Genomic DNA, 24,942 nt, shown 5'->3' with positions numbered 1-24,942 from the left:
GGGGCGTCAGGCCGTTGCGGGGCCCGTGGCGCCGCCTGCGCGCAGTTGCTGGGAGACATCGGCGCCCAGCGCCTCGGCATCGGCCGCCGACGCCACGGCGGTGGTGGCGCTGGCGTGCACCAGCGGGCTCAGGCCTTCGGGGTCGCCCCAGGCGGCGTCGAGCCGCAGGCTGCCGTCGGCCTGCCATTGCGCATGCGCGGCCAGCGGCATGGAACAGCTGCCGCCCATCGCGCGGCTCACGGCGCGCTCGGCCGTCACGGCCAGCGCCGTGGGGCGGTGCATCAGCGGCGCGAGGGCTTCGATCAGATCGGCACGCTGGGTGCGCACCTCGATGCCGAGGGCACCCTGGCCGGCGGCGGGCAGCATCTCGGTGGGCTCGAAGATGGCGCGGATGCGGTCCGTCAGGCCCAGGCGCTTGAGCCCGGCGGCGGCGAGCACGATGGCGTCGTACTGGCCTTCGTCCAGCTTGCGCAGGCGCGTGTCGAGGTTGCCGCGCAGCGGCTCGATGCGCAGATCGGGGCGCAGTGCCTTGATCAGCACCTGGCGGCGCAGGCTGGAGGTGCCCACCACCGCGCCCTGGGGCAGATCGGCCAGCCGGGCGTAGCGGGGCGAGACGAAGGCATCGCGCGGGTCTTCGCGCTCCATCACGCAGGCCAGCGCGAAGCCCTCGGGCAGCTCCATGGGCACGTCCTTGAGCGAATGCACGGCGATGTGGGCGCGGCCTTCTTCCAGCGCCACTTCCAGCTCCTTGACGAACAGGCCCTTGCCGCCCACCTTGCTGAGGGAGCGGTCCAGGATCTGGTCGCCCTTGGTGGTCATGCCCAGCAGGTCCACGGCATGGCCGCGCCCGCGCAGCAGGGCTTGCACGTGCTCGGCCTGCCACAGGGCCAGTCGGCTTTCGCGCGTCGCGATGGTGAGGGTGAGGGCGGGCGTAGAGGCAGGGGTCATCATCGCGGGTTTCGGCAGGGCTGCCGGGGCGGAAAAGGGGGGCGCGATCGCCCCGAAACGGGGGCTTGGCGTGGCGTGGGGAATGCTAGCATGCTGCACTGCAGCACCCTTGTTGACACAAGTCATATCTACTCACAACAACACGCCGCGCGCAGGCCCGGCGGATGGAGATCTCTGCATGAATGCGTCCCCCCGCAAGCCCGATGCCGCAGTCCGCGCGCCCGCAGCCCCTGCTGCCGTCCGCAGGACCGACAAGGATCTGCCGCTGATACAGGACATCCGCCTGCTCGGCCGCATCCTGGGCGACGTGATCCGCGAGCAGGAAGGGGTGGCCGCATACGATCTGGTCGAGCAGGTGCGCACGCTCTCGGTGGCCTTCCGCCGCGATGCCGACCAGGAGGCCGACAAGGCGCTCAAGAAGCTGCTCAAGGGCCTGACGGGCGACCAGACCGTCAGCGTCATCCGCGCCTTCACCTATTTCAGCCACCTGGCCAACCTGGCCGAGGACCGCCACCACATCCGCCGCCGCGCCGTGCACGAGCGTGCCGGCAGTGCGCAGGAGGGCAGCATCGAGGTCGCGCTGGCGCGGCTGCGCTGGGCCGGCATCGCGCCGCGTACCGTCGCGCAGACGCTGGCGACCAGCTACGTGGCGCCGGTGCTCACCGCCCATCCCACCGAGGTGCAGCGCAAGAGCATCCTCGATGCCGAGCGCGACATCGCCCGCCTGCTCACCGAGCGCGACGACATCGCTGCGCGTGCGCAGCTCTACAACAGTGCCAAGGACGCCATCACGCCGCGTGATCTGGCCGCCAACGAGGCCTGCATCCGCGCCCGCGTGGCCCAGCTCTGGCAGACGCGCCTCCTGCGCTATTCCAAGCTCACGGTGGCCGACGAGATCGAGAACGCGCTCTCCTACTACGAATCCACCTTCCTCAGCGAGATCCCCAAGATCTACGCCGATCTGGAGCGCGAGCTGGGCGACCAGCCGGTGGCGAGCTTCCTGCGCATGGGCCAGTGGATCGGCGGCGACCGCGACGGCAACCCCAACGTCACCGCGGCCACGCTGGAGCTGGCGCTGCGCAGCCAGGCCGAGGTGGCACTGCGCCACTACCTGACCGAAGTGCATTACCTGGGTGGCGAGTTGTCCATGTCGGCCCGGCTGGTGCGCGTGTCACCCGAGATGCAGGCTCTGGCCGAGCGCTCGCCCGATGCGAGCGAGCACCGGCAGGACGAGCCCTATCGCCGCGCGCTCACGGGCATCTACGCCCGGCTGGCGGCCACGCTCAAGCAGCTGACCGGCGGCGACGCGGCGCGCCATGCCGTCGCGCCGCAGAACCCTTACGCCCAGGCCGAGGAGTTTTTGGCCGACCTGCGCGTGATCGAGTCGTCCCTGCGCGCCCATGGCGGCGCGGGCATGGTGGCCGAGCGCCTGCACCCGCTGGTACGCGCCGTGGAGGTGTTCGGCTTCCACCTGGCGACGGTGGACCTGCGCCAGAGCTCCGACCAGCACGAGCGCGTGGTGGCCGAGCTGCTGGCCACCGCCCGCATCGAGGCGGACTACGCCGCGCTCGATGAAGCCCGGCGGCGCGATCTGCTGCTGAGCCTGCTGTGCGACGCGCGGCCGCTGCGCGTGGTGGGCGCCGCCTATTCCGAGCACACCACCGGCGAGATCGCGATCTTCGAGGCCGCCCGGGTGATGCGCGAGCGCTTCGGCGCACAGGCCATCCGCCACTACATCATCAGCCACACCGAAACCGTGAGCGACCTGCTCGAAGTGCTGCTGCTGCAAAAGGAAGTGGGCCTGATGCACGGCACGCTGGACGCCGGCCCGCAAGCCGCGCGTGCCGATCTGATCGTGGTGCCGCTCTTCGAGACCATCGAAGACCTGCGCAATGCCGCGCCCATCATGCGCGAGCTGTATGCGGTGCCGGGCGTCGCCGCGCTGGTGCGCGCCAGCGGCGCCGAGCAAGACATCATGCTGGGCTACAGCGACAGCAACAAGGACGGCGGCATCTTCACGAGCAACTGGGAGCTCTACCGCGCCGAGATCGCGCTCGTGGCCCTGTTCGATGAAATGAACGCGGCGGCCCAGCCGGCCGCGCCGATCCAGCTGCGCATGTTCCATGGCCGGGGCGGCACGGTGGGGCGTGGCGGCGGCCCGAGCTACCAGGCCATCCTGGCGCAGCCGCCCGGCACGGTGCGCGGGCAGATCCGCCTGACCGAGCAGGGCGAGGTCATCGCCTCCAAGTACGCCAACCCCGAGATCGGCCGGCGCAACCTCGAAACGCTCGTCGCCGCCACGCTGGAGGCGACGCTCTTGCAGCCCACGAAACCGGCCACCAAGGCCTTCCTGGAAGCAGCCGCGCAGCTGTCGCAGGCCAGCATGGGCGCTTATCGCGCGCTGGTCTATGAAACGCCGGGATTCACCGACTACTTCTTCAACTCCACCCCGATCCGCGAGATCGCCGAACTGAACATCGGCTCGCGCCCCGCATCGCGCAAGCCCAGCCAGAAGATCGAAGACCTGCGCGCCATTCCCTGGGGCTTCAGCTGGGGTCAATGCCGGCTCACGCTGCCGGGCTGGTATGGCTTCGGCTCGGCGGTGGAGGCTTTCATCAAGGCGCCGGGCGAAGACCCGAAGGCGCGGCTGGCCCTCTTGCAGCGCATGTACCGGCAGTGGCCGTTCTTTCGCACGCTGCTGTCCAACATGGACATGGTGATGGCCAAGAGCGATCTGGCGCTGGCCTCGCGCTACAGCGAACTGGTGACCGACGCACGCCTGCGCCGCAAGGTGTTCGGCGCCATCGAGGCCGAATGGCAGCGCACCGGCGAGGCGTTGGCCCGCATCACCGGCGAGAAGCAGCGCCTGGCGGGCAACACCGCGCTGGCGCGCTCCATCCGCCACCGCTTTCCCTACATCGACCCGCTGCACCATCTGCAGGTCGAGCTGGTGCGCCGCTGGCGCGCCGGCAAGGGCGACGAGCGCGTGCAGACCGGGATCCACATCTCCATCAACGGCATCGCGGCCGGGCTGCGCAACACGGGTTGAAGGAGCGCTGTCCGGCCGCACCCGGCGCGGAACTTGCAAGCCGGCAGGGCATCGTAGGATGCCTGCCGACCGTGTTCCTGGCGGCGCGTCTTTCGGGGGGCGAGGAGTGCGCTCAAGTGGCAGCACAGCGTGGTGCCGAGCGAATGGCGCGGCGGTTCATCCCCGGTGCCGTATGCCGCTGCCTTTCGGTTCGGCGACCCATCGTGCGCATGATCGTTCCGATGGCGCTGCGATGCCCTGCGATGATCCCCCACGGGATCGTCCATAGGCTCCAAGGCCCCTTGCGGGCCTGTTTTCGTTGGTGAGAGTGCGGGAGTGATTGTGGATAACGGATGGATGGGTTTGTTGCGGCGCCTCTGGGCGAAAGACGATTTCGTCTACAGCCTGCGGGTGTTCGTCGCGCTCAGCAGCGTGATGGCGCTGTGCTGGGCACTGGGCCATGTGCCCCTGGTGACGCCGCTTTTCCTCGGCATCATCGCCATGGCGCTCGCCGAGACCGACGACAGCTGGCAAGGCCGGGTGCGGGCCATCGTCGTCACCTTGGGCTGCTTCGCACTCGCAGCCTTCTCGGTGCAGGCGCTGCTGGCCTGGCCGCCGCTGTTCGTGCTGGGGCTGGCCTGTTCCACCTTCGGCTTCACGATGCTGGGCGCCATGGGTGAGCGCTACCGGGCCATCGCATCGGCCACCGTCATTCTGGCGATGTACACCGCCATCAGCGTCGCGCCCGGCCATGGGTCCGGTCTGCCGCATTGGCTGGTGCCGGTGCTGCTCCTGGCCGGGGCGGCGTGGTACGGCGCCTTGTCGCTGGCCTGGTGCGCCTTGTTCCCCCACCAGCCGGTGCGCCAGAACCTGGCGCAGCTCTACCGCGAGCTGGGCGCCTACCTCCGCCTGAAAGCCAGCGTGTTCGAGCCCGTGCGCGCCGTGGACATGGAGCGCCGCCGCCTGGCCCTGGCGCAGACCAACGGCCGCGTGGTCGCCGCGCTCAACACCGCCAAGGAAAGCCTCTTTTCCCGCCTGGGTCGCCAGCCGCCCACGGGGCGCCTGCTGCGCCACCTGAATCTCTACTTCGTGGCGCAGGACATCCACGAACGCGCGAGCTCCTCCCACTATCACTACAACGAATGGGCCGACGTGCTGTTCCACAGCGATGTGCTCTACCGCTGCCAGCGGGTGCTCAAGCTGCAGGGCGTCGATTGCTCGCAGGTGGCCGAGGCGCTGCAACTGCACCAGCCTTACTTGCGCGACGGTGAAGCGGAGCGCGCACTGGCCGACCTGAACGACTCCATCGCCTATCTGGAACGCCAGCAGCAGCCGGCGTGGCAGCGCCCACTGCGCTCCCTGCGCGCGCTGACGCGCAACCTGACCACCCTGGATGCGCAGCTGGTGGCCGCTTCCCGCCCCGAGGGCGGCGAGCGCCCGGGCGACAGCAGCCTGTTCGACCGCACCCCGCGCTCTCTGGCCGATGCCTGGGCCCGCGTACGTGCACAGTTGAATGCGGGCTCGCCACTGGCGCGCCATGCGGTGCGCCTGTCGCTGGCCCTGGCCGCCGGCTGCGCGGTGATGCAGTTCACCGATCCGTCCCATGGGTACTGGATTCCGCTGGCCACGCTCTTCGTCTGCCAGCCTACCTATGGCGCCACGCTCTCCAAGGTCACGCAGCGCGTGCTGGGCACGGCGTTGGGGCTGGTGGCGGGCTGGGCGCTCTTGCGGCTCTTTCCCAGCCTGCACGTGCAGGCGCTCATCGCGGTGGCCTCGGGCGTGCTGTTCTTCGTCACGCGCACCAAGCGTTATCTGCTGGCGACGGCGGCCATCACGCTGCTGGTGCTGATGTGCTTCAACCAGAGCACAGGCAATGGCTACGCCCTGATCTGGCCGCGTCTCGTGGATACGCTGCTGGGCAGCGCCATCGCCGCGGTGGCCATGCTGCTGGTGCTTCCGGACTGGCAAGGCCGGCGCCTGGCCGCCGTGGTGGCGCAGGCCGTGCGTTCCAACGGGTTCTACCTGCGCGAGATCATGTCGCAGTACGCCACCGGAAAGGTGGATGACCTGGACTACCGACTGGCGCGCCGCACGGCGCACAACGCCGATGCGGCGCTCTCCACCGCGCTCTCGCAGATGCTGCAGGAGCCGCGCTCCGTGCGTCGGCATGTGCGCCAGGGCATGCAGATGCTGGTGCTCTCGCATACGCTGCTGAATTTCCTCTCGGCTCTGGGTGCGCACCGCGGCCAGCTGGATGCGCAGGAGGACGAGCCCCTGGTCACGCAGGCGGCCGAGCATGCCGCCGCTCAGATCGACCGCATCGCGCAGGCGCTGCTGGAGCGCCGGGCTCCCGAGCCGGACGGCGGCGCGGCTGCGGCACTGGCCGATGCGCTGGAGCGACAGGCTGATAGGGCCGGCGAGCCGCTGCGCCTGGTGCTCACCCAACTGGCGCTGGTCTGCCGGCAGATTGCGCCACTGGGTGCGATGGCTGCGCAACTGGTGGCCGGGCCGGCAAGCACCGAGCCTGCTGCGCGCCCGCTTCGCATACCTGCTTGAGGGCGTGCAGACTCCACGACCGGATGGCCTCGCCATCGTGGGGCGGGGCGGTAAGGCCGCCCGTGCCCCGCGTCAGTCGCCCAGGAGCTCGCCCACGGGCCGCAGATCGTCCACCCTGTCGCAGATGGCCTTGACGACCATCATCACCGGAATGCCCAGCAGCAGACCCCAGAGCCCCCATAGCCAGCCCCAGGCCAGCACGCTCACGAACACCGCCACCGGGCTCATGCGGCTGGTGCGGCTGGTGAGCCAGGGAGTGACCAGATTGCCGATGATGGTGTGGATGACGAGTGAGGCTCCGCCGATGGCCAGTGCCATGTCCAGCGTGCCGAACTGCAGGAAGGCCACCAGCGCCGACGCGCCGGTGACCAGCAGCGAGCCCACGTAGGGCGCCAGATTCAGTGCTGCGGCCACCACGCCCCAGACAACGGCGTTCTGCAGACCCAGGGCGGCATAGGCCGCCCAGGTCGCCGCGCCCACGAGCAAGCTGGTGAAAACCTGGACCAGCAGATAGCGCTGGATCTGGCCCGTGATGTCGTCCAGCACTTCCATGGTGATCTTGCGGCGTTCCAGGCTGGTGCCGGCGATGCGCATCAGCTTGCGACGAAAGAGGCTGCCCGATGCCAGCGAGAAGAAGGTGAGGAAGACCACCACCGTCATCTGCCCGACCGCTGAGGCCAGGCCCATGGTGCCGCTCCAGACGTAGTCGCGGATGTTGAAGGGCGGGCGCTCGACCACCACGCGCTGCACGCCGCGCCGGGTCTGCGGCGGCACGCTTTCCGAGGCGGCCTGCTCCAGTTGGGTGGCGGCCTTCTGCATGGTGTCCAGCGGGCTCACGCCAGGCACGCTCTGGCGCACGGCATCGCGCACCTTCCGCGCAGCTACCGGCAGCGAATCGACGAGCTGCGACGCTCCTTCGCTCAGCGACCAGGCCGTGCCGCCCAGTCCGCCGATGATGCCCATCAGCAGCAGGCCGGCACCCACCGCGCGCGGCACGCGCCAGCGGTGCAGCCACTGCACGGCCGGCTGCAGCGAGATGGTGAGCAGGACGCTCAGCATCAGCGGAATGAATACCGCGCTGGCCCAGTGCAGCATGCCGATGCCCAGAAAGAGTGCGATCAGCGCCAGAGACACACTGCGCACGTCCACCGGCATTTGCAGCAGCACATGGGGGGCATCGGCTTTCGGCGGTGCGCCCTGCGCGGCTTCGGCTGCAGGGGGCGGATCAGGCGGCTGGGGGGCGGGTTGATCGGGCGGCGTGGCGGGTCCGGCGCCGGCCCGGGCCGGGTGGGAGGAGTCTGGCTGCGTTTCTGGCATGCCCTGGATTGTGCTTCGGCGCGGACCGCGCCGTGCGTAGGCCGGAGCCTGAGGGACGCAAAGCCATCCTGCCGGCTGATTGCGAGGGTTTTTTAAGGTGAAAAGGTGTCGAGGCCCTCGCTTTATAAGGGCATTTAGCTATAAATAAAATAGCAATAAAAGGCCCCAGTGCATTCCCAGCCGGCGAGCAGCCACCGAAAGTCCGCGCTGTTCGGCCGTTTCAGGCGTGGCCGGCACGCTTAGCATTCCCGCATGCCATTCGAATCCTGCGCCTCCAGCGCTTCATGCCGTACCGACGCCGGGATCCAGCCGCCGCGTCGCGCGCGCTCGTCGTCGTCGCTAATGCTGGCGTCGCTGGCGGCCGCCTTGCTGCTCTCCTCGGCACTGGCCGGTTGCGCTGCGCGGCTGGACGTGCCGGCCCCTGCGGCCTACGCGCCGTCCTCGCAGCTGACTTCTCGCGCCGCCCATCACTGGGACGTGATGGCCGCCGACATCGCCACCCATCTGGCCGAACGCCTGCGCGACTGGCCGCCTGGCGAGCATCCGATCTACATCGTTCCTTCGCCCGATCCGTCCGGCTTCGGACGCGGTCTGCGCCAATTGCTGGCGACCCATCTGGTGGAGCGGGGCCTGGCGGTCAGCACCGATCCCACACCGCTGGAACTTCGCGTGATCACGCAGCTGGTGCAGCACCACGCCGGCGCGCCGCTCACCAGCCGCGGCGCCTGGCTGGCGGACGGCATCCAGGTGGAGCGCGGGTCTGCGGGCTACGGCCCCATCGCCCATGTCCCCGCAGCACCTGCCGGCCCGCTGCGCTCCGAGATCCTGGTGACCACGTCGCTGGAGCGCGAGCAGCGCCTGCTGGCGCGGACCTCCGACGTCTATTCCATTGCGCAGGACGATGTGAAGCTCTACCAGACCCCCTTGCCTGAGCCGGCTGCCGCCGTGCCGGCCGCGACACTGCGCACCTGGAGGGTGGTGCCATGAAGCCCATCCTGCCGTCTGGCGCCGGGCCTTCGGCCGCGCTGCCTGACATGGGCCGGCGCCGCGGCCTGCGCAGCGCGGCCGCGCTGGGCGCTGCCATGGTGGCGGTGCTGGGCAGCTCCGGTTGCGCGAGTTATTACTACGGCGCCGCCGCAGGGGCCACGCCTGTCGATCTGGTCGGCGCCAACTACGCCGCCGTCGATGCGCTGCTCATGCAGAGCCCGCCGCTGGACCCCGCGCTGCCGTTGATGGTCGCCACCATCGTGCAGATCGACCGGCTGTCCGAGTCATCCCGGCTGGGTCGGCTGGTGTCGGAGCAGCTCGCGGGCCGTCTGGCGCAGCGCGGCCTGCGGGTGACGGAGCTCAAGCTGCGCGAGACCCTGGCCATGCGCTCGGGCCAGGGCGCGCTGCTGCTGTCGGGCGAAGCGCGCGAAGTGGCGCAGGCCCAGGCCGCGCAGGCCGTGCTGGTGGGCACCTATGCGGCGTCGCCGCGTGCGGTCTTCATCAGCCTCAAGCTGGTTCACCCGTCAGGCAACGTGGTGCTGGCCGCCTACGACTATGCGCTGCCGATGGATGCCACCGTGCGTGGTCTGCTGATGGCGCAATAGAGTGCGCTGGCTGGCGTGCATGCGCGCGGGGCACGCCATTTCGCGGGTGCATCCGAATGAAGTGCGCTTGCTACTTTATTGATAGCTGGAGGCGATGGAGCGACAAGCGTTGCAGGGCCTCTGGGGCCCTGCATGGTGCATCCGTCGATGCTCAGTGCAGCATCAGCGCTCCGGCGCTCTTGCTCTTGCCTGCGCGGGCGGGCGGGTTGCACAGGCCACAGGTGTAGCCCCGGTTCTCGTACAGCTCGGTGACGAACTGGCCGCCGCACTGCGTGCATTCCGTGCGCGTGAGCATGCCGGCATCCACGAACTTGATGAGTCGCCAGGCGCGGGTGAAGGACAGCAGCGGCTCGATGCCCGACATGGAGACCTGTTCGTTGTACAGGCGATAGGCCTTGGTCAGCAGTTCCACCGAATCCAGATCCACGCCCTTGGAGAGGTACTGGTAGATGTTCAGGAACAGCGACGAGTGGATGTTTTCCTGCCAGGTCAGGAACCAGTCCGTCGAGAAGGGCAGCTGGCCCTTGGAGGGCGATTTGCCAGCGATCTCTTTATAGAGGCGGATCAGCCGCTCATAGGAGAGCGTGGTTTCCGATTCCAGCACCTGCATGCGGGCGCCCATCTGGATCAGCAGCGCAGCGCGCTCGATCTGCTTGGATTCGTTCAGAACGCTCTTGACGGGTGCTGCTGCGGACATGGCGGGCTTTCTTTGGGGTGACGGCTGGACGGGAGGCAGGCGAGGGCGGTGCGAAAGCGCTTCAGAGCACTTCGGAGACGCGGCTGGCCATCAGGATGTTGGCGTGCAGCGCGTTGGTCGCCTCGTTGCCGACCTTCTTGGGCGTGTTGTGGTTGGTGAGCAGGCTCCACACCATGTTGTCATCCACCCGGAAGCTGCACAGCAGCGTGTTGCGCGATGCCAGCTTGAGCACTTGCGCCGACGACAGCGAGGCCAGCAGGTCGGCCGCGTCTTCGTTCAGACCCAGACGGAACACCGCCTCCGCCTTGTCGTGGCGAATCAGCGTCTGGGCCAACATCAGGTAGGTGAGGTTGGCTTCACGGATTTCGGCGAGCAGTTGTTCGGAGGTCATGGGTCAGTCCTTTTTCCAGTACCCGGATCGCGTTGCATGCGGTCTGCATGTCTTGCGTGATCCGTTGAAATGGATTGTGAATTCGGCCCAATCAGAAATTAAGTCGGGGGGTGGCTGCGCGTGGCGTCTGGTCGGCGAGACGCCCTTGTAGGAATTTGCCTTACAGGCGTGTCTCGCTTGAATGCGCCTGCGGGGCGGGCGGATGCCCCTTCCCCCTGGTGGCTCCGGTCAGCGTGCCTCAGGCCCCGTGCTGCGCCAGTGCCGCCACTCGTCGGGTGGGCTGATGGAAGGCCGTCCGACTGTTACATATGGCCGCGCCACCGAAGCGCCTACGAATGCGGTGGATCGCCTTCTTATTGCGGGATGCCGGGTGCTCTTAAAATGCTAGCGCACTTCGCGCTGCAGGCGGGGGCGAGCACCGCCTGCAGGGACATTGGCCCCGTCCGGAAACAAAAAAGTTCTGGTGTCAAGTCCTTCGTGCAAATCACGCAGAGCTTGAAACCGTATATGGGACAGTAGGTTAGCTCGTTTTCAGGCCACTTTGCGGAAGTGCGGCCTTGTGGGCTAGGAGCCACATAGGAGCGTCGGGAGGGAAAGCCGGATCGCGCTGGAGCGTGCGGGATTGCCGAGGAACGGCGGGCCTGTCGCACCATCATAGCCCAAGAGGCTTTGCGTGCGGCATCCAGAGAATGAAGAACGCGCAGCCTGGGGCTGCGCGTTCGACGGATGCCATTGGTACGCGACGCCATCATGTCGGCTTCGTTGGCGCGCTCCGTGTCGCCGTGCCCTTCCTGAATCCCCGATCCCCCGCCATGAACGCCTCCAGCATGTGCGGGATAAGCGTCGTTGCATCGACGGTCTCGCCATATGCCTGCGCGTGCAGCGCGGCATAGCGGTCGAGGGTGGCCCTCAGGCTGGCCGGGCAAGCGAAGGTCAGCTTGACGCTCTCGGTCTTGGGCAGTGGCCCGAGCCGCAGTTTCTTGGTCGTGCTCATTGCATCGCTCCCCGCTGGAAGAACATTGGCTGGTACGGACGCAGCACCAGATCGCGGTTGGCGATGATCCGCACCGGCAGGCCGGGCCGCTCGGTCAGCGTCGGCTGGATGTTCATGTTGCGCCGGGTCATCTCCTGCCCGACCTGGTTGATGCTGTCCTGTGCGCTGTCGCGCCCGGCGATCACGATGCGGTTGCCGTCCTGCCGGTTCTCCGGCGCGGCCAACTCGGCGCCGATGCCCAGCAGCGTCGTCAGCGCCGCACCGGCGACGATGCGGCTCCAGTGGTAGTCCACACCGTCTTCCAGGCCCGAATAGCCGGCCGGATCGGTGCCGACGAGGTTGTCCAGCGTCAGCGAGGACGTGTCCGGCAGGATGATGCGGTTCCAAACCACCTGCACCCGGCTCTGTCCATAGCTGACCTGGCTGTTGTAGCGGCCCAGGATGCGCGAGCCCTGCGGAATCAGCAGGAACTTGCCCGTGGCCGTGTCGTAGACCGGCTCCGTCACCGTGGCGATCACGTCGCCCGGAAGATCGGACTTGATGCCTGTCACCAGCGCGCCAGCGATCACCGTCCCGGCCATCACCTGATACGGCGAGGACGGCATTTTCAGATTCCCGGAATTGCGGGTTTCCGTAGAGCCGCCTTTCAGGAACGCCTCTTTCTGGTCTTGTCGATTCTGCACAGCGGTCGGGTCGGCGGGCTGGGCCGCCGTCGAGGCCGGCCCGGCGGCGAGCGGGTCGAAGCCCGCCAAGGCCGATGCTTGGCCAGCCGCAGCGACTTGCGCAGCCGCTGGCGCGGCGGTCTTGCCAGGCGTGCCCGAGCGGAAGAACACCGAGGAAGCTGCTGCCGCTTCAGCTTCCTTGCGCCGTGCATCCTCCGGGTCGTGGCCCGGCGGCGCGTAGGTGGGCGTCACCGGCTGCTGCGCCTTCACGATGGCCGGGCCAAGGTCGCCCGGCAGCGGCGGCCCCAGCTCGGGCACCTTTCGCGGCAGCTTGGAGTAATCCGAAGGCAGGCCATCCAGCCCCTCGGACTTCGAGACGCGATCGACGTTGTAAAGCTCGGTCTGCTCGCCTGCGCCGCGCCGGTGCGGCTGCAATGACCAGATCGTGGCCCCGAGCACGGCGACCGACAGGCCACCGGTGAGCATGGCCAGCGTGCGCCGGTTCAGGCGTGTGACCGGGCGCGGCTGGGCGCGCAGCGCCACCGCCTCGGGCGCGACCTTGCCCGCCTGCGGCGCAAAGTCAGGGGAATCGTCCTGGCTCATGCTCAGTTCCTCCGCGTGCCATCGGTACGTTCGATCCGCACCACATCGCCCTTGTCCCCGCCCAGGCGTAGTTCGGCGGCGCCGAACAGGCGATCCACGATGTAGTACGGCGGCCGGAAGCGGTAATTGACGAGTTGCCCATCGCCCTGGGCGCCGATGACGAACAGCGGCGGCAGTTCGCCTTGGGCGATGCCCGGCGGAAACTGGATATAGACCTTCTCGCCGTCATCGAAGGCGCGCAGCGGCTTCCAAGGCGGATTGCTGCCGCTGACCGCATAGCGGAACCGGATCTTCTCCAACGACAGCCCGGCATCGACCGGCGCGGCGGCGCTGGCCGCCTGCGCCTGGCGCTGCAAGGCCAGCATCTTGTCCTTCGGGTACTCCCAGGACACCGACGCCATCCACGTCTTTTCGGTAGAGGTCAGCTCCAGCAGATAGGTGCGCCGGCTGGTCGTGATGACGAGATTGGTCTTCAGGCCCGAGCGGATCGGTTTGACCATCACATTGACGCGCAGCGCGTCAGCGCTGCCGCTCGATGTGTCCCCGACGATCCAGCGCACGGTATCGCCAGCGGCCACCGTCACCAGTTCCTCGCCGGGCTGGAGCGCGATCACCGTCACGCGGCCCACGGCCGCATAGACCTGATACAGCGCGCCATCGGTGAAGGGCCAGACCTGGATCGCGTTGACGTAGCCCTCGCGCGTGGGCGCAATGCGCGCCTCGGCGTTGACGCGGGACACACGCACGGTTTCATCGGCGGGTTCCGGCGTGGGCTTGGCATCCGGCACAGGTTTCATCTGCGCCGGCATCGGCAGCACCTGCGGCACGGCCACCACTTCCACAGGCGCAGGCGGCTCCGGCAGCGGCTGCGCCTGCGCCGGCTCATCGAGCGAAATGGACGGCGGCGGCTTGCCCTGCGTGGCGCAGCCCGCGAGGGCAAGCAACATGATCGGCAAGGCGGATTTACGGAAAAGATCATTCATGGCTTTGCTCCTTCGTTTCCTTCCAGTTCGCGGCTCCACGACAGCCCGTTGACGTAGATACCCAGAGGGTTCTTGCGCACGCGCTGCTCGGTGCGCGGCGTCTGCTGCACGATGGAAACCACGGCGTTCCAGCGTTCGGTGCGATCCAGCGCGCCATTGACAAAGCGCGTCTCCGTCCAGCGCACGTTGAAAGACGTGTCGCTGGCGCGGGTCACGCTGGTGATCTGCACCGTCACCGACTCCTTGCCGATGCGCGCGAACGGATCGTTCACGCGGGCGTACTCGTTGAGCACCACGGCGCCCTTGTCAGTGGTGTAGTCGTAGGCATCCAGCCAGTTCTGCCGCACCACGATGGGGTCGATGGACAGCGAGCGCACCAGGCCGATGAAGCGGCCCAGGTGATAGGCCACCTGGGCATCGCTGGGCCGATACGGCGTAGCGGCTTCACCGACCGCGCGCACCTGGCCCGCGTTGTCCACCTCGATAACGTAGGGCGTGACGATGGACTGCGCCGAGCGCCAGACCAGCCCGCCCGCCATCAGCACGGCCAACGTGAGGCAGCCAAAGGCCATGAAGCGCCAGTTCTTGGCCTGCACGCGGGCCGAGCCGATACGGTCGTCCCAGACCTGCGCGGCGGATTGGTAGGGGGTGGCAGGCTGCGGCGTATCGGCGTAGCGCACCTGCGGTCTTTTGAATCGCATGAGGGTTCTCCTTGAAGATCAGGAATCGGAATCACGCAGGCTTGGCCCCTGGCTGGAGCTGCCGCCGTCGCCGCCGCGCAGCGTGTGGGCGGCGGTCGTGGCGGCATGGGTGAGCTGCTGCCTGCGGTGCAGGCGCTTGGCCCAAGCGGGTTGTGCGGTGGATGGGGCTGTGACGGGAGATTCGCTCGCAGCCCGTGCGGCACTGTCCCCCGACGCCGATCCGGCGTCATCAGGCCGGAAGGCGGCGGCGACGCGCTCCTTCATCGAGCGTGCGCCTTGGGCCACCTTCTGCCCGGCTGCCTGCGCGCCAGTCTTGGCGACATTGCCCACACCGGCGGCGGCGCCCTGGAGGCCGCCACCGGCCGAAGCGGAGCCCGCCTGATAGGCCGACTTGGCGCTGCTGGCGGTCGATGCCATCGAACGGGCGCCACTGACCCCTGCTTTGGCGGCTGCGGGCGCCATACGCGCTCCGGCGGCCACTGCGCCGCCGACACCCGTAGCAGCAGCGCCGACCGCAACGGCGGTTCCGGCTGCGCCGATGGCAGCACCGGCCATCGCGCCCGCGCCAAGCTGCGGGCCGCCGGACACCAGCCCGGTCGCAATGCCCGGCCCGAAGATGCCCAGGGCCAGCATGGACAGCGAGACCAGCATGATGACCAGCGCCCGGTCGATCGAAGGCTCCGAACCTGCCGGGATGTTGAACTCGGAGAACAGCCCCGAGCCGATACCGACGATGACGGCCAGTACCAGCACCTTGATGCCCGACGACACCACGTTGCCCAAGACCTTCTCGGCCAGGAATGCCGTCTTGTTCCAGAGGGCGAACGGCACCAGCACGAAGCCCGCCAGCGTGGTCAGCTTGAACTCGATCAGCGTCACGAAAAGCTGCACCGCCAGCACGAAGAAGCTGACGATGACCACCATCCATGCGAAGAACAGCACGACGATGGGCATGATGTGAATGAACACCTCGGGGAAGCCCGCCATCTCCTTGATCTGCTCAAGAATGGGCGCCCCGGCGTCGATGCCCACTTTGGCGAGCCGTCCCGGCTGCAAGAAGTTACCCATGCTCAGGGTCGAGCCGCTGGCCGTCAGGCCCAGCCCGGCGAACGAGCGGAACACGATGCTCGCCAAGGTGTTGAAGTTGCCGATGATGTAGGCGAAGGCACCGACGTACAGCACCTTGCGGATCAGCTTGGCGATCACGTCCTCGCCCTGGCCGCTGGCATGGCTCATGGCCCAGAACAGCCCGGCGAGCGTCATGTCGATGACGATCAGCGTGGCTGTGAGGAACGCCACCTCCCCGTGCAGCAGGCCGAAGCCCGAGTCGATGTAGCGCGAGAACACATCGAGGAAGCGATCAATGATCGAAATGTCATTCATGGCGAGTCCTCCTGCCCCGGCAAGGCCGCTGCCACCGCCTCGCCGTCTTCGGTGGGTTCATCGAAGCTGGCCGGAATCGGCGGCAATTCGGCCAGCGTCCGGTACTCATCAGGCCCGGCCTTGCCGGAGAAAAAGCGGCGCAGGTCGGCCTTGACCACCTGCGCGCATAACGCGCCGTCGAGCTGACCCGCGCGGCATTGCTCCTTGAGCAAGCGCAGCCGCGCCGGATGGGCCGAGAGTGCATCGACCGAAGGCACCTCCTGCTGGCCGCAACCGGCCAGCAAGAGCACGAGACCGCAGAAAGCAGGCGCGCGGGTCATGGCAACACCTGTCACCGGCCGTAGAAATCGACGGTCTGCGGCGTGTACGGCGTACCTTCACCCAGGAAACGCCGGTTCACCTCGCGGCCTCGCTCCACGGCGGCAGCCTGCCGCGCCAACTCCAGCGACGCGGCGCGATCCTGGGTGATGCTCAGGCGTTGCGTTTGGATGGACTGCTTGGCCTGCAAAGCCAGAAGCTGATTGGTGGCTTGCATGGCCTGCAAGGCGCCCACGGCCGATTGGCTCTTGCCCACGAGGTCGGCCAGCACGCCTTCGTCGTCGCTCAGGTTCTGCGACGCCTGGGCCTGCATCTGCATGGTGGTCTGCAAGCCGTTGAGCGTGTTCTTCCAGCGCTCCTGCGCGTCGCGGTACATCTGGTTGCCGCTGACGGTGGCGGCATATTGCTCGGGATACAGGCGCTGGAACTCCCGATCCAGATTCGTCACGTCGTAGGCCAGTCCTCTGGCCTGGGCGATCAGCCGCTGTGTGGTCGCCAGATTGGCGCGCAACTGGCCGACCACGCTGGACGGCAGGCTGGCGAGGTTGCGCGCCTGGTTCATCAGCATCTGCGCTTCGTTCTGGAGCTGCTGGATCTGGTTGTTGATCTGCTCCAGCGTGCGGATCGCGGTCAGCGTGTTCTGCACGAGGTTCGTGGGGTCGATCACGACCCATTGCGCATGGGCGGTGGCGGTGCAAAGCATGGCCGCGATGGCGGCGGCGATGAGACGTTTCTTCATGGCTGGTTCTCCAGGGGTTGGTCAGCGAGGGAACCCGGCGCGAGGCCGGGGAACGAGGGCAGCAGGTCGGCCGCCCAATCGAGGCCGCGATGGCGCAGCCAGGCGCCCGCGAAGCCGGGCACGCCGGCGTCGGCCAGCACCGCGTCCATGTCGCGCTGGTCTTGCGGCGTGGACGCGCCCGCGAAGGCCAGCGCCGCCGGCCCCAGGTCGAGGTCGAACAGGCGATTGCCGAGGCGCGATTGGTAGTAGTAGTCGCGCTTGGGCTGCGCGGTGGCGACGATCTCGATCTGCCGCCTGTTGAGGCCGAAGCCCTCGTAGATCGTGCGAATCTGCGGCTCGGTGGCCTGCGGGTTCGGCAGGAAGATGCGACTCGCGCAGCTCTCGATGATCGCGGGCGCGATGCTCGAATCCTTGATGTCGGCAAGGCTCTGCGTGGCGAAGATGACGCTGACGTTCTTTTTCCTGAGCGTCTTGAGCCACTGGCGGATACGCGCGGCAAACACCGGGTCATCGAGGAACAGCCACGCTTCATCGAGGATCAGCAGCGTGGGCGCCCCGTCGAAGCGTTCATCGAAGCGCGCAAAGAGGTAATGCAGCACCGCCATGACGGCGGCCTTGCTGTGCATCAGCTCCTCCATCTCGAAGCACTGCACGTCGGCCATGCCGAGCCGGTCATGGTCGGCGTCCAGCAGCTTGCCGTGGGCACCGCCCAGCACATAAGGCGACAACGCCTGCCGCAGCGTGTTCGATTGCAGCAGCACGGACAGCCCCGTCATCGTGCGCTGCTCCACCGGCGCACCGGCGAGGCTGCCGAGCGCCGACCAGATGGCGGCCTTCTCTTCGGGGCCGACGACCACGCCCTCATGCCGCAAGCGGCCTTCGATCCACTCTGCCACCCAGGTGCGGTAGCCCTCGCGGTCGATACGAGCCAAGGGCTGGAAAGCGATTTCGCCATCCATCCCGAGGTCGTAGTGCTCGTCGCCCAGGCCCAGGATGGTGGCGCGCATCGAGCGGCCCATGTCGAAGGCGAAGATGCGCGAGCCGCGATAGCGACGGAATTGCATCGCCAGGGTGGCGAGCAAGACCGACTTGCCCATGCCGGTCGGGCCTGCGACCAACGTGTGGCCCACGTCGCCGATGTGCGTCACCAGCCGGAACGGCGTGGCGCCATCGGTGCGCGTGACGATCAGCGGCGGGCCGTCAAGATGGGCATTGCGTTCGGGGCCGGCCCATACCGCCGACACCGGCATCATGTGCGCCAGGTTCAGCGTCGAGACGATGGGCTGGCGCACATTGGCGTAGGCATTGCCGGGGAGCGAGGACAGCCACGCATCCACGGCGTTCAAGGTTTCAGGGATCGTCACGAACCCGCGCCCTTGGATGGCCCGCTCCACCATCCGCAACTTCTCGTCGGCCACGGCCGGGTCGGCATCGAGCACTATAACCGTGGCGGTGAGATAGCCGAAGGCGACTTGATCGCTGCCCAGCTCCTGCAAGGCGGCATCGGCGTCGGTGGCCTTGTTGCTCGCGTCGGTATCGACCAGCGGGCTTTCTTGCTGTAAGATCGTTTCGCGCAGCAGCGCGATGACGTTCTTCCTTTTCGCAAACCACTGGCGACGCAGGCGGACGAGTTCCTTTTCCGCTTCGGCTTTGTCGAGGCACAGGAACCGGGTTGACCAGCGATAGGCAAATCCAAGCCGGTTGAGGTCGTCCAGAATCCCCGGCCAGGTCGAGGGCGGAAATCCCCGCACCGACACCACGCGCAGGTGCCGGTCGCCCAGCATGGGCGCCAAGCCACCGACAAGTGCGGAGTCGGTCAGCAGCGCGTCGATGTGGAACGGCACTTCGGGCACGCCGACGCGGTAGCGCCGCGTCGAAATGGTGGCGTGCAGGTAGGTCAGCGTCTGGCTGTCATCCAGCCAGGCGATTTCCGGCATCACGCCGTCGAGCAGGTCAAAGATGCGATCCGTTTCTGCGGCGAAAGCTTGCAGCCGCTCGCGCCAGTCCACGCCGTCGGTAGGCCGGTTCTCGTACAGCATCCCCGCCGCGCGGGCGTGCGATTCCTCGGGCGGCAGGTACACCAGCGTCAGGTGATAGCCGCTCTCGAAGTGATTGCCCGAGTCCTCGAATGTGGCCCGGCGTTCCTCGTCCACCAGCCACGACAGCGGCTCGGGGAACGCCGAGTGCGGATAGTCGGCGGCGGCGCGGCGCTCGGCCTCGATGAACAGTGCCCAGCCCGAACCCAGGCGGCGCAGCGCGTTGTTCAAGCGCGCCGACGTGGCGATCAACTCGCCTTGCGTCGCGCTGTCGAGGTCAGGCCCGCGAAACCGGGCCGTGCGCTGGAAACTGCCGTCCTTGTTCAAGACGACGCCCGGTGCGATCAGCCCGGCCCAGGGCAACCAGTCAGCCAGCAAGGCCGGGCGCTGGCGATATTCGGCAAGGTTCAGCATGGCATTCCCCTCACACGTCCAGCAGCGGCCGGTGTTTGATATGGCGCGCGAACACGGCCATGAACTGCGGATCGACACGCGCACCCCAGACCGCCAGCGAATGGCCGACGATCCAGAGCACCACGCCTGGAATCCACATCTGTAAGCCCAGCCCGACAGCAGCGGCCAAGGTGCCGTTAGTGATGGCCACGGTGCGCGGCGCACCGCCCATCAGGATCGGCTCGGTCAACGACCGATGCAGCGGCACCTCGAAGCCGGGTATTCCATCGTGTGGGCCGTTCATACGACGGCCCCACCGGAGAAGCTGAAGAACGACAGGAAGAAGCTCGAAGCGGCGAACGCGATGGACAGGCCAAACACGATCTGGATCAGCTTGCGGAACCCGCCCGAGGTATCACCGAAGGCCAGCGCCAAGCCCGTAGCGATGATGATGATGACCGCGACGATGCGCGCCACCGGCCCCTGGATGGATTCGAGGATGGATTGCAGCGGCCCTTCCCAGGGCATCGAGGAACCGGCGGCCTGCGCAGTACCTGCGAGCAGCAGCATGAAGGCAGCGAGCATCAAGCCCTGCATGGCCGGGCGAGCCAGGCCATCCAGCCGTGCGGGCCGAGGAAGCGGATTTGCGGAAATACGGAAAGCATCAGCGTGCGTCATGGAAGTTCTCCAGAGTGGTCAGGGGACGGGGAGGAAAGGTCGGACTGCGACAGCAGCTCCGGGAATGGAGCCTCCAGCGCATCCGCCAGGTGGTAGCCCACGCCATCGAAGCCGATGACGCGGACGATGCTCTCGATGCGGCGCTTGCGCCCGCGCCCAGCGATGTGGATGACCACATTGACCGCTTCCGCGATCAGCGCACGGGGCGGGTTCACCGCCACTTCGAGGATCAGTTGCTCCAAACGCAGCAGCGCGCCCAGCGCGGAGCCGGCATGGATCGTGGCAATGCCGCCCGGATGGCCTGTACCCCACACCTTGATGAGATCCAGCGCTTCGGCGCCGCGTACCTCGCCGACGACGACGCGATCCGGGCGCAGGCGCATGGACGAGCGCACCAGCTCGGTCATCGACACCACGCCTGCGCGCGTGCGCAGCGGTACGTGGTCGCAGGCCGCGCATTGCAGCTCCACCGTGTCTTCAAGCACCAGCACGCGGTCGCCAGTGGCGGCGATCTCGGCGAGCAAGGCATTGGCGAGCGTGGTCTTGCCCGTGCTGGTGCCACCGGCAATCAGGATGTTCTGGCGCTCGCGCACGGCGCGCACCAGCAAGCCCGCCTGCGCGGCGGTCATCATTTCGTCCTCGATGTAGCGCGACAGCGGGATCACGCCAAAGGCGCGCTTGCGCAAAGCGAAGGCCGGCCCCGGCGCAGCGGGCGGCAGGATGCCCTCGAAGCGCTCGCCCGTCTCGGGCAGCTCCGCCGTCAGGAGCGGCTGGCCGCGATGCACCTCGGCGCCGACGTGGGCCGCGACCAGCCGGATGATTCGTTCGCCGTCGGCCTCGGACAGCTCCACACCCATCGGCGCGCGGCCCGACGAAAGCCGGTCGATCCACAAGGTGCGATCCGGGTTCAGCATGACTTCCACTACGTCGGGGTCTTCCAGCGCGGCGGCGATCAGTGGCCCCATCGCCGTGCGCAGCATCTGGATGCGGCGATCCAGTGAAACGGCGGTGAAGGAAGGAACGGCGCTCATGACGCGCGCTCCTGCGCGTCGTCCATGCGTGCCGGGTCTGGATGCAGTTCTTCCACCACGTCTCGCACCAGACTGCGACCGCGCAGCAAATGCCGCCCGAGTTGTTCGACGAACTGCTCGAAGCGCGCCTTGCCCTGGGCGCGCGCTGCGTCCTGATGCGCTTCGGGCACGGGCGTGCTCACCGTGAGGAAGTAGCGGATGAACAGTGCCAGCGTCTCGATCTGGATGTTCTGGTCGCGCTCCATGCGTTCGGCCTGCCGCGACAGGCGATCAAGCCGCTTGGCAATGGCCGCCTCGCGCTGGTCGGCGGCATCGGGCGACAGCCACGATGCGAGCGCCGCCGCGACGATGGACGACTTGGACACGCCCTTCTTGGCGGCCAGCTCATCGAGCCGCTTGGCGTGCTCCGGCTGGATGAACACGTTGAGGCGGTGTTGGGTCATAGGTCGATTCCGTCATCAGGGTCGAGGGATGCCAGCCGGGCCGTGCGTTGCAGGGCAGGGTCGAGCTGGCGAGGAAGGGGAAGCGGCAGGTCGTCGTCATCGAGCAACCCAAGGTCGGCCGCAGGCGCGGCCAGCTCGGGGTCGTAGGCGGCGATTTCGGAGAGTTCGGGCTGGCGACGCGGGCCGCCGTCATCGGCGCTGCCAAGGTCGCCAACGGTCTCCGCGACGAGAGGTGCCGGCACCGCAGGAATTGCCAGCCCGCTCCAGTCATCGGCGCGGGCCGGCGGCGCGTCGGCGTACTGCCCGTCCGCCAGCGTGGGCGGCGGCAGCACGCGGCGCTTGAAATTGGCGTCCGCGTAGTAGCGCAGCTTCTTCGCCTTGATGGGCGCCACGCTGGACACCATTACCACGGCCTCATCAGGCGGAAGCTGCATGACTTCGCCCGGCGTCAGCAGCGGACGCGCGGTTTCCTGGCGCGACACCATGAGGTGGCCCAGCCACGGCGCGAGCCGGTGGCCCGCGTAGTTGCGCTGCGCGCGCAGCTCGGTGGCGGTGCCCAGCGTCTCGGAGATCCGTTTGGCGGTGCGCTCGTCGTTCGTGGCGAACGTCACGCGCACATGGCAGTTGTCGAGGATGGAGTGGTTTTGCCCATACGCCTTGTCGATCTGGTTGAGCGACTGCGCGATGAGGAAGCTGCGGATGCCATAGCCCGCCATGAAGGCCAGCGCCGTCTCGAAGAAGTCCAGGCGCCCCAGCGCAGGGAACTCATCGAGCATCAGCAGCAGCTTGTGGCGGCGCTCGATGCCATCGGAGCCATCGAGCGACTCGGTGAGGCGCCGCCCGATCTGGTTGAGGATCAGGCGAATGAGCGGCTTCGTCCGCGATATGTCCGAAGGCGGCACCACCAGATACAGCGATACCGGATGCTCGGCCGCGATCAGGTCGGCGATGCGCCAATCGCACCGCGACGTGACTTGGGCCACCGTGGGATCGCGGTACAGGCCGAGGAACGACATGGCGGTGCTCAACACGCCGGAACGCTCGTTGTCCGATTTGTTGAGCACTTCGCGCGCAGCCGAGGCCACCACCGGATGAGGCCCATCGCCGAGGTGCGGCGTGGTCATCATCCGGTGCAGCGTCAACTCGAAGGGGCTGGCCGGGTCGGAGAGGAAGTTGGCGACGCCGCGCAGCGTCTTGTCTTCGCCCGCGTAGAGCACATGCAGGATGGCCCCGACCAGCAGCGCGTGCGAAGTCTTTTCCCAGTGATTGCGCTTCTCCAGCGCACCTTCGGGATCAACCAGAATGTCCGCGATGTTCTGCACGTCGCGCACCTCATGCGCGCCGTGTCGTACCTCCAGCAGCGGGTTGTAGGCCGCTGACTTCGCATCGGTGGGGTTGAACAGCAGGCAATGCGAGAAGCGCGAGCGCCAACCGGCGGTGATCTGCCAGTTCTCGCCTTTGATGTCGTGGATGACGGCGGATGCAGGCCAGGAAAGCAGCGTCGGCACCACGAGGCCCACGCCCTTGCCCGAGCGCGTAGGCGCGAAGGTCAGGACGTGTTCCGGGCCTTCATGCCGCAGGTACTGTTGGCGATGCAGGCCGAGGAACACGCCCGCAGGGTGGTCAAGGCCCGCCTTGTGAATGTCCTCCACATTGGCCCAGCGGGCCGAGCCATAGGTCGTGACCAGGCGCGACTGGCGCGAGCGCCAGATCGACATGCCGATGGCGACCACAACCGCCAGTAGGCCACTGCCGCCCGCGATGGCGCCGCCGGTATCGAACACGCGCGGCGCGTAGGCATCGAAGAAGAACCACCACTCGAACAACCGCCACGGGTGATAGACCGGTGTGTCCAGGAAATCGAACCACGGCGAGCCCAGGCGTAGTTGGTAGCCCAGGGCCGCCGCTGTCCATTGCGTGGCGCTCCACACCCCAGCGATCACGATGCCGAACACCACGGCAATCTGACCGAACAGCACGTTCGTTCCCTGCATCATCCAGCCTCCGATCGCAGCACAGGCATGTGCCGCCCTCGTGAGGATCAGTGCCGCTGGGCGTGCCGGTCAAAGACCGTTATCGGCAGGTTGATGCCGCAAAAAACATGGTTTCCGGCAGGGAAGAACTGGGGCGAAAGACCGCCACAATGAGCGCGCTGCTGCGCAGCGCGCAAAAAGGCGCAGGCACGCGCAGGTGCGTTGCGGCAAGCCGACCATCAGAACTTCGGCGGTTCCTTCGGTGGCGTATAAGGCACCTTGCCGTCGCCCAGGAAACGTCGGTTCGTCGCCTCGGCCACTCGGTTGCACAGCACGTCGCCCATCGTCGGACGATCCGTCTTGCACTGCTGGCGCAGTTCTCGCAAACGCACGGGGTCAGCAGCCAGTTCCTCCACGCTGGGCACGGCAGCGGGCTTGGACGGCTCAGACTTGCCGCAGGCGACCAGCAGAACTGCTAGCGACGACATAGCGATGATCTTGGATAGGTTCATGGCTTGAATCCTCCGAAGTGAAACGGGGCCAATGGCTAAGCGTCTCCCGGTCCCAGGGCTTCGACCCGCTCGATAAAGCGGGCTAGCGCCTGCGACGGCTCGGCGTCGCGGCGCAGCAGATAGGTAGTGAGCATGGGCGACTTTCCCGCGAGCGGTCGGCCCACCACGCCCGGCTCGCGGCTGGAAGCGATGTGCGCGGCGCCTGCGAGCCCTAGCGCCAAGCCGGCCGACACGAAAGTCATCATCACGTCGAACGTGGCGACGTACTGTTCGATCAAGGGCTCCCGGTCCTGCTTGCGCAGGATGCGGTCGATCTGCTTGGCATGGCCTTCGCAAACTGCCGGGTCGCCCAGCACCAGGGGATGTTGCAGCACTTCATCCAGCGGTACCCGCTTGTGGGCCTGTAGTTCATGGCGCGCGGGCATGGCGACCATCAGCTCATCCTCCCAGGCGGGTTCGATGATGATGCCGTCGCCCACCTCGTCGGCCATCGAGAAGCCCACGTCGTATAGATCGTCACGCAGGCCGCTGAGCTGCTGGGCCAGCGGCACCTCGAACAGGCGGATCTCGATCTCCGGGTCTTCCTCGCGGCAGCGCGCCAGCAGCGCCGGCAAGCGCGAGGGGGTGATGCCGTCGGACAGCGCCACGCGCAACCGGCCGTGAAAGCCATTGGCCGCTGCCTTCACGCTCTCACGCGCCTGGTCCAGCGCCAACAGCACGCGAGGCGCGTTCTCCATCAGCAGCTTGCCCGCAAGCGTCAGGCGCGTGCTGCGGCTGGTACGCACGAACAGTTGTGCGCCCAACTCTTCTTCCAATTCCCTGATGGCGCGCGACAGTGGTGACTGTTCGATATGCAGCCGCTCCGCAGCGCGGGCGAAGTGCAGCTCCTCGGCAACGGCCAGAAAGTACCGAAGGTGACGAAATTCCATGAGTCGATGTCCCTGTAAAGCTCGAAGGAGTCTGT

23 protein-coding genes are annotated in these 24,942 nt (G+C 67.5%); 4 read left to right on the top strand and 19 right to left on the bottom strand.

The window, feature by feature from the left end:
* Nucleotides 1–6: 6 nt before the first annotated feature.
* Nucleotides 7–948 carry a hydroxymethylbilane synthase gene (gene hemC, locus AC3A84_RS13680; protein WP_487970271.1) on the bottom strand — a complete coding sequence of 314 codons (942 nt, stop codon included), beginning with the start codon at nt 946–948 and terminating at the stop codon, nt 7–9.
* A gap of 178 nt (nt 949–1,126) precedes the next feature.
* On the opposite strand from hemC, the gene ppc reads away from it, so the two are divergent.
* Together ppc and yccS are read left to right on the top strand one after the other, a co-directional pair.
* Nucleotides 1,127–3,997 carry a phosphoenolpyruvate carboxylase gene (gene ppc, locus AC3A84_RS13675; RefSeq protein ID WP_487970269.1) on the top strand — a complete coding sequence of 957 codons (2,871 nt, stop codon included), beginning with the start codon at nt 1,127–1,129 and terminating at the stop codon, nt 3,995–3,997.
* A 336-nt stretch (nt 3,998–4,333) separates the two neighbouring features.
* Nucleotides 4,334–6,532 (top strand): YccS family putative transporter, encoded by a 2,199-nt coding sequence (gene yccS / locus AC3A84_RS13670; protein WP_487970267.1) that lies wholly within the window; start codon nt 4,334–4,336, stop codon nt 6,530–6,532.
* 72 nt (nt 6,533–6,604) lie between these two features.
* Here yccS and AC3A84_RS13665 read toward each other — a convergent pair whose 3' ends face one another.
* Nucleotides 6,605–7,849, bottom strand: coding sequence for an AI-2E family transporter (locus AC3A84_RS13665; RefSeq protein WP_487970265.1), 1,245 nt, complete (start codon nt 7,847–7,849; stop codon nt 6,605–6,607).
* A 252-nt stretch (nt 7,850–8,101) separates the two neighbouring features.
* Between AC3A84_RS13665 and AC3A84_RS13660 the strand changes: the two genes are divergently transcribed.
* Together AC3A84_RS13660 and AC3A84_RS13655 are read left to right on the top strand one after the other, a co-directional pair.
* The gene (locus tag AC3A84_RS13660) at nt 8,102–8,836 is read left to right on the top strand and encodes a hypothetical protein (protein ID WP_487970263.1); all 735 of its coding nucleotides are present in this window, start codon (nt 8,102–8,104) and stop codon (nt 8,834–8,836) included.
* 47 nt (nt 8,837–8,883) lie between these two features.
* On the top strand, nt 8,884–9,441 hold the full coding sequence (locus AC3A84_RS13655) for a FlgO family outer membrane protein (RefSeq protein ID WP_487970589.1): 558 nt from the start codon (nt 8,884–8,886) through the stop codon (nt 9,439–9,441).
* 151 nt (nt 9,442–9,592) lie between these two features.
* Here the strand turns inward: AC3A84_RS13655 and flhC are convergent, their stop codons facing one another.
* From flhC to AC3A84_RS13570, 17 genes are all read right to left on the bottom strand, one after another.
* A complete protein-coding gene (flhC, locus tag AC3A84_RS13650) occupies nt 9,593–10,138 on the bottom strand; it encodes a flagellar transcriptional regulator FlhC (RefSeq protein ID WP_487970261.1) in 546 nt (181 codons plus the stop codon).
* A gap of 61 nt (nt 10,139–10,199) precedes the next feature.
* Nucleotides 10,200–10,529: a flagellar transcriptional regulator FlhD gene (flhD, locus tag AC3A84_RS13645; protein WP_092939776.1), complete on the bottom strand. Its 330-nt coding sequence runs from the start codon at nt 10,527–10,529 to the stop codon at nt 10,200–10,202.
* A 748-nt stretch (nt 10,530–11,277) separates the two neighbouring features.
* A complete protein-coding gene (locus AC3A84_RS13640; protein WP_024537615.1) occupies nt 11,278–11,523 on the bottom strand; it encodes a DUF2274 domain-containing protein in 246 nt (81 codons plus the stop codon).
* Nucleotides 11,520–12,788, bottom strand: a complete 1,269-nt coding sequence (locus tag AC3A84_RS13635; protein WP_024537616.1) for a TraB/TrbI/VirB10 family type IV secretion system protein — start codon at nt 12,786–12,788, stop codon at nt 11,520–11,522. Before AC3A84_RS13635 ends, AC3A84_RS13640 begins: the two co-directional genes overlap by 4 nt.
* Before the next feature lie 2 nt (nt 12,789–12,790).
* Nucleotides 12,791–13,771 (bottom strand): P-type conjugative transfer protein TrbG, encoded by a 981-nt coding sequence (gene trbG, locus AC3A84_RS13630; protein ID WP_487970258.1) that lies wholly within the window; start codon nt 13,769–13,771, stop codon nt 12,791–12,793.
* A complete protein-coding gene (gene trbF / locus AC3A84_RS13625; protein WP_024537618.1) occupies nt 13,768–14,472 on the bottom strand; it encodes a conjugal transfer protein TrbF in 705 nt (234 codons plus the stop codon). The genes trbG and trbF overlap by 4 nt, the downstream gene beginning before the upstream one ends.
* 18 nt (nt 14,473–14,490) lie before the next feature.
* Nucleotides 14,491–15,855 (bottom strand): P-type conjugative transfer protein TrbL, encoded by a 1,365-nt coding sequence (trbL, locus tag AC3A84_RS13620; protein WP_024537619.1) that lies wholly within the window; start codon nt 15,853–15,855, stop codon nt 14,491–14,493.
* On the bottom strand, nt 15,852–16,175 hold the full coding sequence (locus AC3A84_RS13615) for an EexN family lipoprotein (RefSeq protein WP_009523295.1): 324 nt from the start codon (nt 16,173–16,175) through the stop codon (nt 15,852–15,854). Before AC3A84_RS13615 ends, trbL begins: the two co-directional genes overlap by 4 nt.
* Before the next feature lie 11 nt (nt 16,176–16,186).
* Complete coding sequence (trbJ, locus tag AC3A84_RS13610; protein ID WP_009523294.1) at nt 16,187–16,912, bottom strand: P-type conjugative transfer protein TrbJ; 726 nt, start codon at nt 16,910–16,912, stop codon at nt 16,187–16,189.
* A complete protein-coding gene (trbE, locus tag AC3A84_RS13605; RefSeq protein WP_487970255.1) occupies nt 16,909–19,362 on the bottom strand; it encodes a conjugal transfer protein TrbE in 2,454 nt (817 codons plus the stop codon). The genes trbJ and trbE overlap by 4 nt, the downstream gene beginning before the upstream one ends.
* A 10-nt stretch (nt 19,363–19,372) precedes the next feature.
* On the bottom strand, nt 19,373–19,645 hold the full coding sequence (locus tag AC3A84_RS13600) for a VirB3 family type IV secretion system protein (RefSeq protein ID WP_009523292.1): 273 nt from the start codon (nt 19,643–19,645) through the stop codon (nt 19,373–19,375).
* A complete protein-coding gene (locus AC3A84_RS13595) occupies nt 19,642–20,019 on the bottom strand; it encodes a TrbC/VirB2 family type IV secretion system protein (protein ID WP_009523291.1) in 378 nt (125 codons plus the stop codon). Before AC3A84_RS13595 ends, AC3A84_RS13600 begins: the two co-directional genes overlap by 4 nt.
* Complete coding sequence (gene trbB / locus AC3A84_RS13590) at nt 20,016–21,050, bottom strand: P-type conjugative transfer ATPase TrbB (RefSeq protein ID WP_024537621.1); 1,035 nt, start codon at nt 21,048–21,050, stop codon at nt 20,016–20,018. Before trbB ends, AC3A84_RS13595 begins: the two co-directional genes overlap by 4 nt.
* A complete protein-coding gene (locus AC3A84_RS13585; RefSeq protein WP_009523289.1) occupies nt 21,047–21,493 on the bottom strand; it encodes a ribbon-helix-helix protein, CopG family in 447 nt (148 codons plus the stop codon). Before AC3A84_RS13585 ends, trbB begins: the two co-directional genes overlap by 4 nt.
* Complete coding sequence (locus tag AC3A84_RS13580) at nt 21,490–23,487, bottom strand: conjugal transfer protein TraG (RefSeq protein ID WP_024537622.1); 1,998 nt, start codon at nt 23,485–23,487, stop codon at nt 21,490–21,492. Before AC3A84_RS13580 ends, AC3A84_RS13585 begins: the two co-directional genes overlap by 4 nt.
* A gap of 218 nt (nt 23,488–23,705) precedes the next feature.
* Nucleotides 23,706–23,978, bottom strand: coding sequence for an EexN family lipoprotein (locus AC3A84_RS13575; protein ID WP_009523287.1), 273 nt, complete (start codon nt 23,976–23,978; stop codon nt 23,706–23,708).
* Nucleotides 23,979–24,013: 35 nt separating this feature from the next.
* Nucleotides 24,014–24,907, bottom strand: coding sequence for a LysR family transcriptional regulator (locus AC3A84_RS13570; RefSeq protein ID WP_487970252.1), 894 nt, complete (start codon nt 24,905–24,907; stop codon nt 24,014–24,016).
* Between the last annotated feature and the right edge of the window lie 35 nt (nt 24,908–24,942).

It is taken from the genome of Paracidovorax sp. (assembly GCF_057642795.1).
The sequence above is the reverse complement of the archived record's forward strand: the minus strand, read 5'-3'. Positions and strand labels throughout refer to the sequence as shown.